This is a genomic window from Gillisella vitis (assembly GCF_001541345.2).
In the GTDB taxonomy this organism is placed as follows: Bacteria; Pseudomonadota; Alphaproteobacteria; order Rhizobiales; family Rhizobiaceae; genus Allorhizobium; species Allorhizobium vitis.
Genome location: NZ_LMVL02000004.1, coordinates 258,470 through 272,602, shown reverse-complemented (window position 1 = coordinate 272,602; position 14,133 = coordinate 258,470). Strand labels below are relative to the sequence as shown.

The 14,133-nt window shown below is 59.1% G+C and carries 14 protein-coding genes and 1 pseudogene; 8 read left to right on the top strand and 7 right to left on the bottom strand.

Annotated features, from left to right (window positions below; all coding sequences use genetic code 11):
- Positions 1–8: 8 nt before the first annotated feature.
- Positions 9–509 carry a 5-(carboxyamino)imidazole ribonucleotide mutase gene (purE, locus tag ASB66_RS16060; protein WP_015917061.1) on the bottom strand — a complete coding sequence of 167 codons (501 nt, stop codon included), beginning with the start codon at positions 507–509 and terminating at the stop codon, positions 9–11.
- Positions 510–525: 16 nt separating this feature from the next.
- Positions 526–729, bottom strand: a complete 204-nt coding sequence (locus ASB66_RS16055) for a YdcH family protein (protein WP_041697050.1) — start codon at positions 727–729, stop codon at positions 526–528.
- 341 nt (positions 730–1,070) lie between these two features.
- On the opposite strand from ASB66_RS16055, the gene ASB66_RS16050 reads away from it, so the two are divergent.
- Positions 1,071–1,244, top strand: a complete 174-nt coding sequence (locus ASB66_RS16050; protein WP_015917059.1) for a YdcH family protein — start codon at positions 1,071–1,073, stop codon at positions 1,242–1,244.
- A gap of 425 nt (positions 1,245–1,669) precedes the next feature.
- Here ASB66_RS16050 and ASB66_RS16045 read toward each other — a convergent pair whose 3' ends face one another.
- Entirely contained in the window at positions 1,670–1,930 is a 261-nt protein-coding gene (locus ASB66_RS16045) for an ArsR/SmtB family transcription factor (RefSeq protein ID WP_060718245.1), read from the bottom strand.
- A gap of 182 nt (positions 1,931–2,112) precedes the next feature.
- Positions 2,113–2,880 carry a sulfite exporter TauE/SafE family protein gene (locus tag ASB66_RS16040; RefSeq protein WP_060718244.1) on the bottom strand — a complete coding sequence of 256 codons (768 nt, stop codon included), beginning with the start codon at positions 2,878–2,880 and terminating at the stop codon, positions 2,113–2,115.
- Positions 2,881–3,230: 350 nt separating this feature from the next.
- Between ASB66_RS16040 and ASB66_RS16035 the strand changes: the two genes are divergently transcribed.
- The 6 genes and pseudogenes from ASB66_RS16035 to ASB66_RS16010 all read left to right on the top strand — a co-directional run bounded on the left by ASB66_RS16035 (position 3,231) and on the right by ASB66_RS16010 (position 10,603).
- Positions 3,231–3,893, top strand: a complete 663-nt coding sequence (locus tag ASB66_RS16035; protein ID WP_060718489.1) for a thiamine phosphate synthase — start codon at positions 3,231–3,233, stop codon at positions 3,891–3,893.
- Positions 3,894–4,192: 299 nt separating this feature from the next.
- Positions 4,193–5,242 (top strand): annotated as a pseudogene (locus tag ASB66_RS16030) (tetratricopeptide repeat protein); the annotation flags it as partial.
- Between the two features lie 413 nt (positions 5,243–5,655).
- Positions 5,656–6,456 carry an inositol monophosphatase family protein gene (locus tag ASB66_RS16025; protein ID WP_060718243.1) on the top strand — a complete coding sequence of 267 codons (801 nt, stop codon included), beginning with the start codon at positions 5,656–5,658 and terminating at the stop codon, positions 6,454–6,456.
- A 184-nt stretch (positions 6,457–6,640) separates the two neighbouring features.
- The gene (locus ASB66_RS16020) at positions 6,641–7,654 is read left to right on the top strand and encodes a hypothetical protein (protein WP_060718242.1); all 1,014 of its coding nucleotides are present in this window, start codon (positions 6,641–6,643) and stop codon (positions 7,652–7,654) included.
- Between the two features lie 3 nt (positions 7,655–7,657).
- Positions 7,658–8,689, top strand: a complete 1,032-nt coding sequence (locus tag ASB66_RS16015; protein WP_015917052.1) for a peptidoglycan -binding protein — start codon at positions 7,658–7,660, stop codon at positions 8,687–8,689.
- A 255-nt stretch (positions 8,690–8,944) separates the two neighbouring features.
- A complete protein-coding gene (locus ASB66_RS16010; RefSeq protein ID WP_060718241.1) occupies positions 8,945–10,603 on the top strand; it encodes an FAD-binding dehydrogenase in 1,659 nt (552 codons plus the stop codon).
- A 4-nt stretch (positions 10,604–10,607) separates the two neighbouring features.
- Here ASB66_RS16010 and ASB66_RS16005 read toward each other — a convergent pair whose 3' ends face one another.
- Positions 10,608–12,410, bottom strand: coding sequence for an ABC transporter transmembrane domain-containing protein (locus tag ASB66_RS16005; RefSeq protein ID WP_060718240.1), 1,803 nt, complete (start codon positions 12,408–12,410; stop codon positions 10,608–10,610).
- Between the two features lie 190 nt (positions 12,411–12,600).
- Here ASB66_RS16005 and rpmE point away from each other — a divergent pair, with 190 nt between their 5' ends.
- Positions 12,601–12,822, top strand: a complete 222-nt coding sequence (rpmE, locus tag ASB66_RS16000) for a 50S ribosomal protein L31 (protein ID WP_015917049.1) — start codon at positions 12,601–12,603, stop codon at positions 12,820–12,822.
- Positions 12,823–13,013: 191 nt separating this feature from the next.
- On the opposite strand, the gene rcdA is transcribed toward rpmE, so the two are convergent.
- The gene (gene rcdA, locus ASB66_RS15995) at positions 13,014–13,529 is read right to left on the bottom strand and encodes a protease adaptor protein RcdA (protein WP_015917048.1); all 516 of its coding nucleotides are present in this window, start codon (positions 13,527–13,529) and stop codon (positions 13,014–13,016) included.
- 408 nt (positions 13,530–13,937) lie between these two features.
- The gene (locus tag ASB66_RS15990; protein ID WP_060718239.1) at positions 13,938–14,132 is read right to left on the bottom strand and encodes a DUF1192 domain-containing protein; all 195 of its coding nucleotides are present in this window, start codon (positions 14,130–14,132) and stop codon (positions 13,938–13,940) included.
- Position 14,133 lies beyond the last annotated feature (1 nt).

Genomic DNA, 14,133 nt, shown 5'->3' with positions numbered 1-14,133 from the left:
TATAAGCCTCAGGGAGCTTCGTCGGTGGGATAGTCGGCAACGGCGGCAGTCTGGTTGTCGGTCCAGTCGTCCAGCCGGTCGGCGAGATCGGCATCCTGCAAGGCCAGAACTCTGGCTGCGAGCAGTGCGGCATTGACGGCGCCAGCCCGGCCGATGGCGAGCGTTCCGACTGGAATACCGGCCGGCATCTGCACGATGGAATAGAGACTGTCGAGGCCGGACATGGTTTTTGACTGGACCGGCACGCCGAAAACCGGAAGCGCCGTCATCGAGGCGACCATGCCGGGCAGGTGGGCGGCGCCGCCAGCTCCGGCGATAATCACCTGAAAGCCTTCGTCGCGGGCACCCTTTGAAAAGGCGACCATGCGGTCGGGGGTACGATGGGCCGAGACGATGCGGGCCTCGTAGCTGACGCCAAGTGCGTCCAGGGTATCGGCAGCATTCTTCATGGTTTCCCAGTCGGACTGGCTTCCCATGATGATGGCGACGGGCGGTCTTTCATCCTGCATCGGCGGCACCCTTTTCTCAGGCAATGATATCGGGAATGAGCTGATCTTCCAGTTTGGTCAGCCTGTCCTTGATGGCAAGCTTTTTCTTCTTCATCCGCTGGATCCGCAAGGCATCGCAGCCGACCTGAACCATGGCGTTGATCGCAGCATCATAATCCTCGTGTTCCTGACGAAGGCGTGCGAGTTGAAGCCTTGTATCCGCGTGGTCCTGATCCGGCATCCGTCTGTCCCCATCTTGTCGCTGGCTGCATCTATTTCTGATGCATGGTGGAATGGCGCAAGCTCCTATCACCAAACGTCGGTAACGGGAAGTTAGCCCTTTCGCATAATTTCATCGGGATCGGGTGCGTCTTGATGCGCATCAATTTTCTTTGCATTTAGAGAGGCCTAACGCACGGAAGTGACCCGAGGTGGAAAGCGTCACCTGTGCCAACATGAAATTGCCCTCATAAATTCAGGTTTTCGCCTTAGACATCGGCGATCGATCGTGTCACACTGCTGTCGCAAACCAAGAAGCTCCAGCGATGGATGCTGGAGGTTGAAAAGGAAGGATAGAATCAAATGACCATTCAGGCTCATATTGAATCGCTTGCCAAGAAGCATGGAGTTTTGGAGGAGAAACTACATGCCGCCCTTTCCTCTCCCTCGACCGACGACAAGGAAATTCTGGAACTCAAGCGCCTCAAATTGCGCCTCAAGGATGAAATGGAGCGCCTGAAGTCGACACGACATTAAAGGCTGGATGATGCCTCCTTAAATCGGGCCCGATTTAAGGATTTCAGACAGCCAACAGGCCCTTTGCATCGTCAGGTGGCGGATTATTTGTCTCACTTACTGTGTGCGTTTTACAAAACGCACGGTGATTTAGCGTTACCGCCACTGTCTTGATACTCTTTCCATAATCCAGGAGCGCCAAAACATTGCCGCTCTTGAGCGAAACCAGGCTCCGAAGCGCCGATTGCCTTCGGGGCCTTTTTCTTGGGCTGTTTTCGGGAGTGGAATCGCTCCGTACGATTTATAAAACGCGCGGTGCTATAAACGATAGAGACTGCTGAGAGCCGCTGTCTGGAACGAAATATTCGCGCCTGCCATGACGAAATTGGCACGGCGTTATTGTCAGGCACGGTCCGTGCGCTAATCGACCCTAATCGATCCCACCGTCAATTCCAGAACTGGTCCAGCCACAGGTTCAGCCGGTTGAAGCCGGAATTGTTGACCGAATAGATCCGCTTGGTGCCCTGGGTGGCGACGGTCACCAGATTGCAATCCAGCAGGGCCTTCAAATGTTGTGAGACGGCCGGCCGGCTGATCGGCAGGCCCTTGGCCAGATCGTTCACCGTGCGGGGTGCACGGCGTAACTCTTCCAGCAAATGGCGTCGGTTGGGATCGGCAATAGCCGAGAATGGATCGATTGTCGTCATATGCGCAGGCTATGATACATCCTGCCATCCGGCAAGCGCAATTGTGCGATGCGAAAATGCAATTTTATCGGGATTTTGATTGTCGTCAATTTTGCAATCCCCTTCTGTGGCAAATATCTTATCGCAAGTCTTGAGATGTTTGCAAAAGCAATAGGATGCCGCATCTTCAATGGCTCATCGTATTACAGGAAAAATAAACCATCCCAAAACAGTTTCAGTCCGGCAATCAGCGTCATGGCATAGATCAGCGGATAGAAGGTCTGCGCCTTCATGCGCCGCACCACCATGGCTCCGGCCATGGTGGACAGCAGTGCCACCGGCAGCAGGCTGAGCGACAGGGTGAAATTGCTGAAATCCAGCTGGCCGAGCGCCATATAGGGAATGACCTTGATGGCGTTGAGGCAGGCAAAAAACCGCACGCTGGTGCCGGTATAGGTTTTTGGATCGAGCTGTAACGGCAGGGCATAGATTTCAAACGGCGGGCCGCCAGCATGCGCGACAAAGCTGCCATAACCGGCCAGCGTACCCCATCCGGTTGCAGCCACGGCCCGCTGCGGTTTTGCCGGTCGTGCATCATGGCCTTCGCCGCGCAGGCGGCGCTGAAAATAGCGTCCGGCAAACACCACCGTAATGGCACCGAGCACCAGCCGCATGGCGTCAGCCGGGATCAGCGCCGATGTGGCCCAACCAAAGGCGATCCCGGCAATGGCGCCGGGCAGAAGCAGGAAAAAAGTGCGCCAGTCGCCGTGGTGGCGCCAAGCGTGCAGGGCGACCATATCCATGACCAGCAGGATCGGCAGGAAAATTGCCGCAGCCGTCATCGGCGGCACGACGAGCGCCAGGATCGGCACACCAAGCAGACTGAAAGCGCCGCCCAGGCCGCCCTTGGACAGGCCGACCAGCACGACGGCGGGAATAGCGGCAAGCAGGAATGAGAGATCTGGCAGCATGAATGTCTGAATTTCCGCGATGGTGTCTTGGGGTGCTGGTATCTGTAGGGATGGGTATCTTCCCCAGAAGGCGGCGGCTGTCTCTGACAGTTGGTGTTGATCCTTTCGTCAGTCCGGTCTATCGACTTCCTGCAAACATGGCGAGATCCTTTCGCCGCAGAGAGAGTGCCAACAAAAACGAGAGCAACAGAGGCTTCGGCATCATTCTTTAAATCACAATCGGTTTAAAGAGAAAATCATGCCGCAGGCATGACGTGCTACAGCACCTTATATGCCCTATATAAAGGGTGCAGGGCGCTTTGGCCCGGATCGCCTCCCTTGCTCTTGCCATGAAGAAGACGGAAATCGCCATGTCCAAGTCGCCCAAGTTCCAAAGCCGCTGTCGGCTCGTTCTTATCACGCCGCAGATTGCCGATGTGCAGATGCTTGCCACGACTGTCGGCAATGCCTTGAAGGGTGGCGATGTCGCCTCGGTGATCATCCCGCAATATGATTTCGATGACGACACGTTCCAGGCCCAGGCCGAAGCGGTCGTGCCACTGGTTCAGGCGGCGGGTGCCGCTGCCATTATCGCCGACAATAGCCGGGTTGCCGGTCGCGCCAAGGCCGATGGTCTGCATATCAGCGGCGATGTCGAGGCGCTGGCCGAGGCGGTGGAAAAATTCACCCCGAAGATGATTGTCGGCTCCGGTGCGGCCCGCGACCGGCACCATGCGTTGGAGGCTGGCGATGCCGACCCCGACTACATGTTTTTTGGCAAGCTGGACGGCGATATCAAGCCGGAAGCGCATTCGAAAAACCTGGCCTTGGGCGAATGGTGGTCGTCGATGGTGGAGATCCCCTGCATCGTCATGGGCGGTTCAGATCCGCAATCGGCCCTGGCCGTTGCTGAAACCGGCGCGGAATTTGCGGCGCTCTCCAGGGCGGTGTTTGACGATCCGGAGGCAGCCGCCACCGTGGTTGCTCAGGTAAATGCTTTGCTTGACGAAAAAGCGCCACGGTTTGAGGATTGAACGCCTCAATGACATTTGCCCTACCTCGTCTTGTCTTGCCCCGTTTGGCTAAATTCCAGTTGCTGCCTGGACGATCCGTCTGTGCCAGCCTGGTTTTGGCATTGGCTTGTCCGACGGTCATGGATATCGGAGCTTATGCGCAGGTTCCGCCTGCTGCATCCTCGCCCACTGCGGCGAAGCCTGAGGTAAAGACGGATGACGGCAAATCAGGTGAGGCGGGCAATCAGTCCGCCACTGAGACGCCATCGGAAAAGACTGGCGAGCAAGGGCGAGGCCCAAAGCCGGGGAGCAATGTCGAGGTGCCGGTCGCTCCCGATGATAAAACGGCTCCCGAAAACACACCGGGCTCTGATGGGACCAATGGTTTTATCAGGCCAAGCGAGCTTTCCGGTCCGGTGTCGGGGGAGGATGCTGGCAAGGTCCAGCGGCCGGGTATCAAGGATGCGGGACCGGTCGGCGGCATTACGCTGATGGAGCGCATGGGCATTCCGCTGCCGGATCTGCCGCCGGAAAAGCCCTATACCGGCAAGGTCGATCTTGCCTATGGCGCGTTCCAGCGCGGGCTGTTTGCCACCGCTTTCGACTATGCTCTGCCGCTTGCCGAGAAGGGCGATCCCGCCGCGCAGACATTGCTTGCCGAGTTGATGACCCGTGGTCTGGCGGTCAAGCGCGACATGAAGGGAGCGGCCTTCTGGTATGCCAAAGCCGCCAAGGACGGCGATCCGGCGGCAATGTTCAAATATGCGCTGATGTTGATCGAAGGGCAGTATGTGACGCCGGATCGGAAGCTGGCCGATGACTATATGCGCCGGGCAGCGGAAGCGGGCAATGCCTCGGCCCAGTTCAATTGGGCGCAATTGCTGGTTTCTGAAAATCCCGGCAAGAAGGGACTACTGCTGGCGCTGCCTTTCTACGAGCAATCGGCGGAACAGGGTATCGCGGATGCGCAATATGCCGTCGCTCAGATCTATCGCAACCTGCCGGACGTGCCGGCGGAAAAGCGTAAGCTGGCGCGCGAATGGCTGGTGCGGGCGGCGCGTGCCGGGTTTGATACCGCCGAGCTTGATATCGGCATCTGGCTGATCAACGGCATTGCCGGGCCGCAGGATCTGGAACAGGGCTTCAAATGGTTGCGGATTGCCGCCAATCGCGGCAATGTCGCGGCTCAGAACCGGCTGGCGCATGTCTATGTGGCGGCGCTGGGCACCAGGCCTGATCCGGTTGAGGCGGCGAAATGGTATGTGTTGTCGCGCCGGGCGGGCCTTGCCGATCCGGCCCTTGAGGATTTTTATTTGGGCTTGCCCGATAGCCAGCAGAAACAGGCAATCGAAGCCGCCAACAAATACCGAACCGGCCAGCGCAGGCTGGGCCGCCCGGTATCGAAGGCGCAGGGCTCCACGCCCGGCAAAAACGGCGCCAGGGACGAGGTCAGCGACATCATCAGCAAGGCTGCAAAGCCGGTGACGCCACCGCCCATCGACCCGACCGGGCTTCCGGGTGTCTCCATGCCGCCAGTCGGGGGGCAGATGCAAAATGGCGTCCCCAAAAATGATGCAGACAAGGATGAAAATCCCGGCGATGGCACCGATGTGCCGGATCAGCCACCCGCCGCGCCCTGAATTGCGCAGGGACTTGAATTGCGCCGGATTTTGTGGTCTTGAACCGCTCAATCTTTGCACGCCGCTAAAAGGGCCGCGCCCAGCCTCCATCCGGTTGATCGCGGATGACGGCCTGCTGCATCATTCAGTCTAAGGAAACCGCTATGGCTCGCTCAGCCCTTCTCAATGTCATGGTCCAGGCCGCCGTCAAGGCCGGGAAATCCCTGTCGCGCGATTTTGGCGAAGTGCAGAACTTGCAGGTTTCGGTCAAAGGCCCCGGCGATTTCGTTTCCCAGGCCGATATGAAGGCTGAAAAACTGGTGCGCGAGGACCTGCTGAAGGCCCGCCCCACCTATGGCTTCCTTGGAGAAGAGGGCGAAGAGATCAAGGGGACCGATGGCGCGCATCGCTGGATCGTCGATCCGCTGGATGGCACCACCAACTTCCTGCACGGCATTCCGCAATTTGCGGTCTCCATTGCCTTGGAGCGCAATGGTGAAATCGTCGCTGGCGTGATCTTCAACCCGGCCACCGATGAGCTTTACACGACCGAAAAGGGTGGCGGCGCCTTCCTGAATGATCGCCGCATTCGCGTTGGCGCCCGCAAGGCGCTGTCGGATTGCGTGATCGGTTGCGGCATGCCGCATCTGGGTAAGGGCAATCACGGCAAGGCACTGTTGGAACTGCGCCATGTGATGGGCGAAGTGGCCGGCGTGCGCCGCATGGGGGCAGCCGCTCTGGACCTTGCCTATGTCGCCTGCGGCCGGTTTGACGGTTTCTGGGAAACCGGCCTGCATGCCTGGGATATCGCCGCTGGCCTGTTGCTGATCCGCGAAGCGGGCGGCTTCGTCAGCGATATGTCGGGTGGAACCGATAGTCTTGACCGTGGCGACATTGTCGCGGGCAATGAATATATCCAGAAGGCGCTGCTGGACGTGGTCAAGCGGCCCTTGCCGAAGGCGTGATCGGCGATAGCGCCAGCATGGCTTTTTCGGCGCTTTCGCAAAAGCGCCGGTTTTCGCTTCAATTCGACATGAATTTGAACTAGCCTCCGTCCACTTCATGCTGCCTGGGCCGAGCCTTTCAGAGGCTTGGCTCGTGGTTCGCGTAAGGGATTGACCGCTTGCCTGTAATGGAGACGTGCTGCCAATGACGGATGTGGATGTGGACGCCCCGGACGCTGAACCGGCCCGTTACGGCTCGAAACTGTCAAGCCCGGCACCCATTATTCTGACGATGCTGATCTTTCTGATCCTCGTCGGTTTCATTGCCGCCATCCTGTTTCGGCAGGCCGAACAGGCATTTTACACCAATCCGGGGCTGAATGGTCTCATTCTCGGGGTGTTGGCCGTCGGTATCATTCTGATTTTTGCCCATGTGGTCGGGCTGATTTCGGAAGTCCGCTGGTTCAACCATTTCCAGCGCTCCGGCACGGCCGATAAGTCCGGACGCGAGCCGAAATTGCTGGCGCCGATGCGCTCACTGCTGGGCAATCGCCGCTCCACTGGCCTTTCGACGACGCTGTTGCGTTCCATTCTCGACTCCATCGCCACAAGGCTGGACGAAGCACGCGATACCTCGCGCTATCTGATCGGCCTTCTGGTGTTTCTTGGCCTGCTCGGCACATTCTGGGGTCTGATCGGCACGATCAGTTCGATCAGCAATGTTATCCAGACATTGGATGCCGGCTCCGGCGGGCAGGGCAGCGATGTGCTGCAAACCCTGAAAAACGGACTTTCCGCACCGCTCGCCGGCATGGGTACGGCGTTTTCCTCGTCGCTGCTGGGCCTGTCCGGCTCGCTGATCCTCGGCTTTCTTGATTTGCAGGCTGGCCGCGCCCAGAACCGTTTCTATACGGAACTGGAAAACTGGCTGTCTTCCGTCACCGATACCGGCTCCGATCAACCGCTTCCATCTGGTGTTTCCGGCCAGGATATGGAGCGCTTGCTGGAACAGATGAAAAAGATCGCCCAGCAGCCTGCCTCCGGCTCCGACCGTTCGGCGGCAGCACTGAGCGGTTTGTCGGATGGTATTCAGGGGCTAGTGAAGAACATGCGCAATGAGCAACAAATGCTGCGTGACTGGATCGAAGCCCAGCAGGAAGACACCCGCGCCATGCGCAAGGCGCTGGATCGGCTGAACGACAAGCTCGGGAGCAAGTAGACCATGGCCCTGGGGCGCAACCGCAAGCGGGATCGCGGCGCCGATTATTGGCCGGGCTTTGTCGACGCCTTGTCGACGCTGCTGATCGCCATCATGTTCCTGCTCACCGTCTTCGTGGTGGCGCAATTCGTGCTCAGCCGGGAAATTTCCGGCAAGGACGAGGTTCTGAACCGGCTGAACAACCAGATTGCCGAATTGACGCAAATGCTGGCGCTGGAAAAAGGCGGCAAGCAGGACCTGGAAGACGCGCTGGCCAATCTGCAATCCTCGCTGGATACGTCCGAGAAGGAACGCAGCCGCTTGCAATCGCTGCTCGATACAGGCGCTGGAAATTCAGCCCAGGCCCAGGTGAAGATCGGTGAGTTGAGCGGCAAGCTCGATGAGCAGCAGCAGGTCAGCGCTCGCGCCATGAGCCAGATCGACCTGTTGAACCAGCAGATTGCCGCACTTCGGGCCCAGATTGCCGCTGTCGAACAAGCTTTGCAGGCCTCGGAGGCTAAGGACCAGAATTCACAGGCGAAAATCGCCGACCTCGGACGGCGGCTGAATGTGGCATTGGCCCAGAAGGTGCAGGAACTCAATCGCTATCGCTCCGACTTTTTCGGACGCCTGCGTGAAATTCTGTCGGACCGGCAGAATATCCGCATTGTCGGCGACCGTTTCGTCTTCCAGTCAGAAGTGCTGTTTCCCTCCGGCGGTGCCGACATGAACCCGCAAGGCCAGGAGGAAATGGTCAAGCTCGCCAATGCGCTGATCGATCTCGCCAAGGAAATTCCCCCCGATATCAACTGGGTGTTGCGCGTCGATGGCCATACGGACAATGTCCAGCTCTCAGGCAATGGCCGCTATCCCGACAATTGGGCACTGTCGGCTGCCCGTGCCGTCTCGGTGGTCAAGTTCCTGATTTCCAAGGGTGTCCCTGCCGACCGGCTGGCTGCTGCCGGTTTCGGTGAATTCCAACCGATTGCTCCTGGTGATACGCCTGAAGCTCGCGCCCAGAACCGACGGATCGAGCTGAAGCTGACGGAGCGGTGAGACGGGCAGATGAATGGGTATGGCGCTTGGCTCTGCCCTTCGTCCGCCTGCCGATATTTTCTGCTCCCATGTCCAATAAAGGAGCGACAAAGTTAGGCGAACTGCACGCCCGATCGGAGCTTTTAAACCTCTCGCCAAACAAGAGCTTTTGAAGAGCACAACCTGTCTTGCGCTTGCTCTATTTTGACGTTCGCGTAAAAGTAATTTTTTCTGCTAGGGAGAGAATGGCAGCGAAATTGTGCTTGGGAGGGCGTGATGGACGAGTTCGACGTGATCGTGGTTGGCGCTGGGCTGGCGGGGTTGGTTGCGGCAACCGAGGCGGCGGGGCGCGGATTGTCGGTCTGTGTCGTCGATCAGGAGGGGGAGCAGAACCTCGGCGGGCAGGCTTTCTGGTCGCTGGGCGGCTTGTTCTTCATCGACAGCCCCGAGCAACGCTTGATGCGGGTGCGTGACAGTCTGGCCTTGGCTGAGCAGGACTGGTTTGGCTCGGCGGGCTTTGACCGGCCCGAGGATTATTGGCCGCGGCGCTGGGCGCTGGCCTATTTGGAATTTGCCGCGGGCGAAAAGCGGGCATGGCTACATCGGATGGGCATGCGCTGGTTTCCAGTGGTCGGCTGGGCGGAGCGTGGCGGGCAGCTTGCCGATTGTCATGGAAATTCGGTGCCGCGCTTTCATGTCACCTGGGGGACAGGGCCGGGCGTGCTGGAACCGTTTCTCAAATTGGCCAAGGCGCTGGCCGAGGCCGGGCGCATCACCTTCCGCTTTCGCCATCAGGTCGATGCGCTGGAGCGCCGGGACGGGCGGGTGACGGGTGTGTCCGGCACAGTGCTGGCCAATGATGCCGTTTTGCGGGGCGAAAAGAGCAGCCGTGAGTCCTTTGGCGATTTCACCTATTCCGCCCAGGCCGTCATCGTTGCGTCCGGCGGCATTGGTGGCAACCATCAACTGGTGCGGCAGAACTGGCCGGTTGATCGGTTGGGTCAGCCACCTGCCACCATGGTTTGCGGCGTGCCTGCCCATGTCGATGGGCGGATGATCGCCATTACCGAGCAGGCGGGCGGCAGTGTCATCAACCGTGACCGCATGTGGCATTATACCGAGGGTGTGAAGAATCACGACCCGATCTGGCCGGATCATGGCATTCGCATCCTGCCCGGCCCGTCCTCCTTCTGGTGCGATGCGGATGGCAATCGGCTGCCATCGCCTGCCATGCCAGGGTTTGATACGCTTGGCACGCTGAAAATCCTGCGCGAGCGCGGCAGCGATTATAGCTGGTTCATCCTGACCGAGGCGATCATCAAGAAGGAATTTGCGCTGTCGGGTTCGGAGCAAAACCCGGATCTGACCGGTCGCAATATCCGCCTGTTGCTGAAGCGGCTTGGCAAGCGCCCGACCGGTCCGGTCCTGGCCTTTATGGAGCGGGGGGAGGATTTTGCCGTCAGCACGGATCTGGAGGAACTGGTGGCGAAAATGAACGCGATCAGCGGTGAGGCTCGGCTGGACCCTGCCCATCTCCGCCGCCAGATTGAGGCGCGGGACCGGGAGATCATCAACACCTTCAGCAAGGATGCGCAAATCACCGCCATCAGAGGCGCACGTCACTATCTCGGCGATAAACTGATGCGCACTGCTGCACCGCATCGGCTGCTCGATCCGGCCAAGGGGCCGCTGATCGCCGTTCGCCTGCATATCCTGACCCGCAAGACGCTGGGCGGCTTGCAGACAGACCTTGAGGGTCGGGTGCTGGAAATGTCTGGCGAGCCGGTGCCTGGCCTTTATGCGGCAGGCGAGGTTTCAGGCTTCGGCGGTGGCGGAATGCACGGCTATAACGCGCTGGAAGGCACGTTTCTTGGCGGATGCCTGTTTTCCGGAAGGGTGGCTGGCCGCAATGTTCTCGCGGCCCGCCCGTCCTGATGGGTTACTTCGCTTCTGCCAGGAAATCCTGCGCTCCGCTCTGGAATTGCAGCCGGGCCAGCCGGGCATAGATGCCGCCCTGCTGGATCAGGCTTTGATGGGTGCCCTGTTCCACCACCTTGCCGTCATCGATGACCAGAATCCGGTCGGCCTTCAGCACGGTGGCCAGTCTGTGGGCAATGACGATGGTGGTGCGCGATTTCATCAACTCGTCCAGCGCCTTTTGCACCAGCGTCTCGCTTTCGGCATCTAGCGCCGAGGTGGCCTCGTCCAGCAGCAGGACCGGCGCATCCTTCAGGATAGCGCGGGCAATGGCGATGCGCTGCCGCTGGCCGCCTGACAGCGTGATACCACGCTCACCAACCTGTGTGTCAAAGCCATGGTCCAGCCGGTCGATGAATTCCGTGGCCTGGGCGGCGCGGGCAGCAACGATTACTGACTCGCGGCTGGCATCGGGGCAGCTGAAGGCAATATTATCGTGGATCGTGCCGGAAAAGATCGTCACGTCCTGGGGTACGATAGCAATGCTGCCGCGCAATGCCTCCGTTGACACCTCGCGCAGATCACTTCCATCCAGACAGATACGCCCGCTTGTCGGATCGTAGAAGCGCAGGATCAGCGAGAAGATCGTGCTTTTGCCTGCGCCGGACGGGCCGACGATCGCCACGGTTTCCCCGGCATCGACGGCAAAGCTCAGGCCTTTAACGGCGGAGCGTCCCGGGCGGCTTGGATAGGAAAACTCGACATTCTCAAACCACACTTCACCCCGCGCGGGAGTAGGTAAAGGCTTTGGATGGTCAGGCGATTGCACGGCGGAGACCTCAGCCAGCAGTTCCGTCAGCCGTTCGGCGGCCCCGCCGGCCTGCATCAATTCGCCCCAGACCTCGGACAATTGGCCGAGCGATGAGGCGGCGATGACGGAATAGAGCAGGAACTGGCCCAGGGTTCCCGCTGACAGCGTTCCGGCCAGCACGCTTTGGGCGCCATACCAGAGCACCCCGACAATGCTGCCGAACACAAGCGTGATGGCAACCCCGGTCAGGATGGCGCGCGAGCGGGTGGCGATGCGGGCGGCCTGGTAAGCCTGTTCGACAGCAGCGCCGTAACGGGCGCTGGCAGCAGCCTCGCCGTTGAAGGCCTGGACCGTGCGGGCAGCCCCGATGCTTTCGCCAGCAAAGGCTGCGGCCTCCGCCAGCCTGTCCTGGGCAAGGCGGGAGCGGCGCCGCACCGAGCGGCCAAAGGCAATCAGCGGAAAGACGATGACGGGAATGGCAGCCAGTACCATCACCGACAGTTTGGGGCTGGTATAGATCATCATGCCCATGGCGCCGAAACACATGATGATATTGCGCAGCGCCACCGAAGCGCTGGCGCCGACGGCGGATTTGATCTGGGTGGCATCGGCTGTCAGCCGCGAGACGATTTCGCCGGATTGGTTGACGTCGAAAAACGCAGGCGACAGGCGGCTGACATGATCGAACACTTCGCGGCGGATATCCGAGACGATCCGCTCGCCAATGGTGATGACATAATAATAGCGCAGCGCGCTGGACGCGGCCATGATCAGCGCCAGAACGATCAGCATGGCAAAATACTTGTTGATGAAACCGGCATCGGCAGAGGCCATGCCGTGGTCGATCATCCGGCGCACGGCCAGCGGCAGTGCCAGCGTGGTGACGGCGGCGAGAGCCAGAAACACCAGGGCGGCCAATGCCATGCCGCGATACCGCATCAGGTAAGGGTTGAGCCTGGCGAGAGGCTTCAGGCTACGGCTCGATTTTGCCTGGCGTTCTTGGTTTTCCGACACTGATCCCTACTCCGCCCCTGCCATCCCAGCTTATGCGCTGGGGGCCTTGTTATCCTCGCGACCTTCATGTATAGGCAGCCCATCAAATTGGGAAGCCCGCGACATTACCAGTCTCCGGCTTCATGTATTGAATTGGGTCGGCTGACGCAATTGCGGCAAATAGACCCCCCGGCACATCAGGAAGACCGTCATGAAGGCTAACATTCATCCCGAATACCACAAGATCAAGGTCGTCATGACCGATGGCACCGAGTACGAAACATTTTCGACCTGGGGCACCGAAGGTCAGGTCATGAACCTCGACATCGACTCCAAGTCGCACCCGGCCTGGACCGGCGGCAACCAGCAGCTCATGGACCGCGGCGGCCGTCTCTCCAAGTTCAACAAGCGTTTCGGCGGCCTCGGCCTCTAAGTCATCGCTTGCATGTCTTCCAAAAAAGCCCGGTCCTCGACCGGGCTTTTTTGGTTTGTACGGCGCTGTAACACGTTAAGTCTGCTGCGTACCAAAACGAAAACCCGGCTCTGCAGGGCAGGGCCGGGTTTTAAAAATCCGAGATTACCATGCAGAACGCGTCCGTCTGCATGGTGTCTAAGCAAAGACGCTCAGTTGGCGTTGAAGGCCGTGCGCAGCAGGTTCAACTGGGCCTGAACGCTGTTCTCATTGTCCGGCACGATGGATGTGTCATTCGGGCGATAGATTTCGCGGTCCAGCAGGGCAATCCGGTTCTGCAGGCGCAGCGAGCGTTCGATCAGGTCGCGGAAGGATTCCGGCAGGTCGTTCCAGCCTGGCGCATTGCGGTCGACGTTGAAGCCGTCGAGGCGCACCTTGCTCTTTTCGGAAATCACCTGATCGCGCGACATTTCGCCATTGTTGACGGCGCGTTGCAGAAGCAGCCAGGAGGCCATCTGCATCAGGCGCGTGGTCAGGCGCATGGATTCGGCTGCATAGAGCACGGAGGCCATGCGGGGCAGAACCTTCGCAGCCGAACGGCCGGGGCCGTCAAGATATGCGGCGGTTTCTTCGACCAGCCCCATGCCCTCTGCATAGGTTGCCTTGAACTGCGACGACGAAGCCGCGCGCCCGGCAAAGCTGACCGTATTCAATCCAAGTTCCGACATCGACATTTTCCCTGTCTTACGCATCACTTATTGACGTAGCGCGGCGGTTAACGAAGTCCAGCGCCAATTCCATGGGCGAACGATGCTACCAATACCCCAAATGCGCAAGTCGTTTCTTAAGAAAGGGTTAATTCCCACAGTTTTAGGTAAAGTCGAAAGGCATAAAAAAAGAGCCGCAAAAGCGGCTCTCAAGGTAAAACAGGGAGAAAAATCAGACCAAATCGCCATTTGGTGAAACCGTCTGAATCCAGAAGAACCGGACAGGTTATACATTCGCATAAAATGCTTAATATTGCGTTAATACTGCATCGGGATAGATCAAAACGGCGTTGCTTGTCGCCGCGTGGGAGGGTTTTCGAGCCGATCTTTACCATGATCCGTAGCTGTAATATTTTGAACCATGACCTGCTACTTTAAAGGGCGAAACAGCGATTCGGCTGCTGCTTTTCCCGCCATTTTGCTAGATTTTTCCGTTTCGAGACGGACGATTTCCTGTTTTAGCAAAGTGATTCGTGTCTCGAGTTCGCTTGCTGACAGGAGAGAAAGGTCGCAACCGATCTCGTGTTCCGGTGGTTTGCGTGGGCGATCGGGGTCTTCCATCATG

What these genes read in the sequence shown, in the direction of transcription:
- purE (WP_015917061.1), bottom strand. Translation starts at nt 509, where the DNA reads ATGCAGGATGAAAGACCGCCCGTCGCCATCATCATGGGAAGCCAGTCC.
- ASB66_RS16055 (WP_041697050.1), bottom strand. Translation starts at nt 729, where the DNA reads ATGCCGGATCAGGACCACGCGGATACAAGGCTTCAACTCGCACGCCTT.
- ASB66_RS16050 (WP_015917059.1), top strand. Translation starts at nt 1,071, where the DNA reads ATGACCATTCAGGCTCATATTGAATCGCTTGCCAAGAAGCATGGAGTT.
- ASB66_RS16045 (WP_060718245.1), bottom strand. Translation starts at nt 1,930, where the DNA reads ATGACGACAATCGATCCATTCTCGGCTATTGCCGATCCCAACCGACGC.
- ASB66_RS16040 (WP_060718244.1), bottom strand. Translation starts at nt 2,880, where the DNA reads ATGCTGCCAGATCTCTCATTCCTGCTTGCCGCTATTCCCGCCGTCGTG.
- ASB66_RS16035 (WP_060718489.1), top strand. Translation starts at nt 3,231, where the DNA reads ATGTCCAAGTCGCCCAAGTTCCAAAGCCGCTGTCGGCTCGTTCTTATC.
- ASB66_RS16025 (WP_060718243.1), top strand. Translation starts at nt 5,656, where the DNA reads ATGGCTCGCTCAGCCCTTCTCAATGTCATGGTCCAGGCCGCCGTCAAG.
- ASB66_RS16020 (WP_060718242.1), top strand. Translation starts at nt 6,641, where the DNA reads ATGACGGATGTGGATGTGGACGCCCCGGACGCTGAACCGGCCCGTTAC.
- ASB66_RS16015 (WP_015917052.1), top strand. Translation starts at nt 7,658, where the DNA reads ATGGCCCTGGGGCGCAACCGCAAGCGGGATCGCGGCGCCGATTATTGG.
- ASB66_RS16010 (WP_060718241.1), top strand. Translation starts at nt 8,945, where the DNA reads ATGGACGAGTTCGACGTGATCGTGGTTGGCGCTGGGCTGGCGGGGTTG.
- rpmE (WP_015917049.1), top strand. Translation starts at nt 12,601, where the DNA reads ATGAAGGCTAACATTCATCCCGAATACCACAAGATCAAGGTCGTCATG.
- rcdA (WP_015917048.1), bottom strand. Translation starts at nt 13,529, where the DNA reads ATGTCGGAACTTGGATTGAATACGGTCAGCTTTGCCGGGCGCGCGGCT.
- ASB66_RS15990 (WP_060718239.1), bottom strand. Translation starts at nt 14,132, where the DNA reads ATGATGGAAGACCCCGATCGCCCACGCAAACCACCGGAACACGAGATC.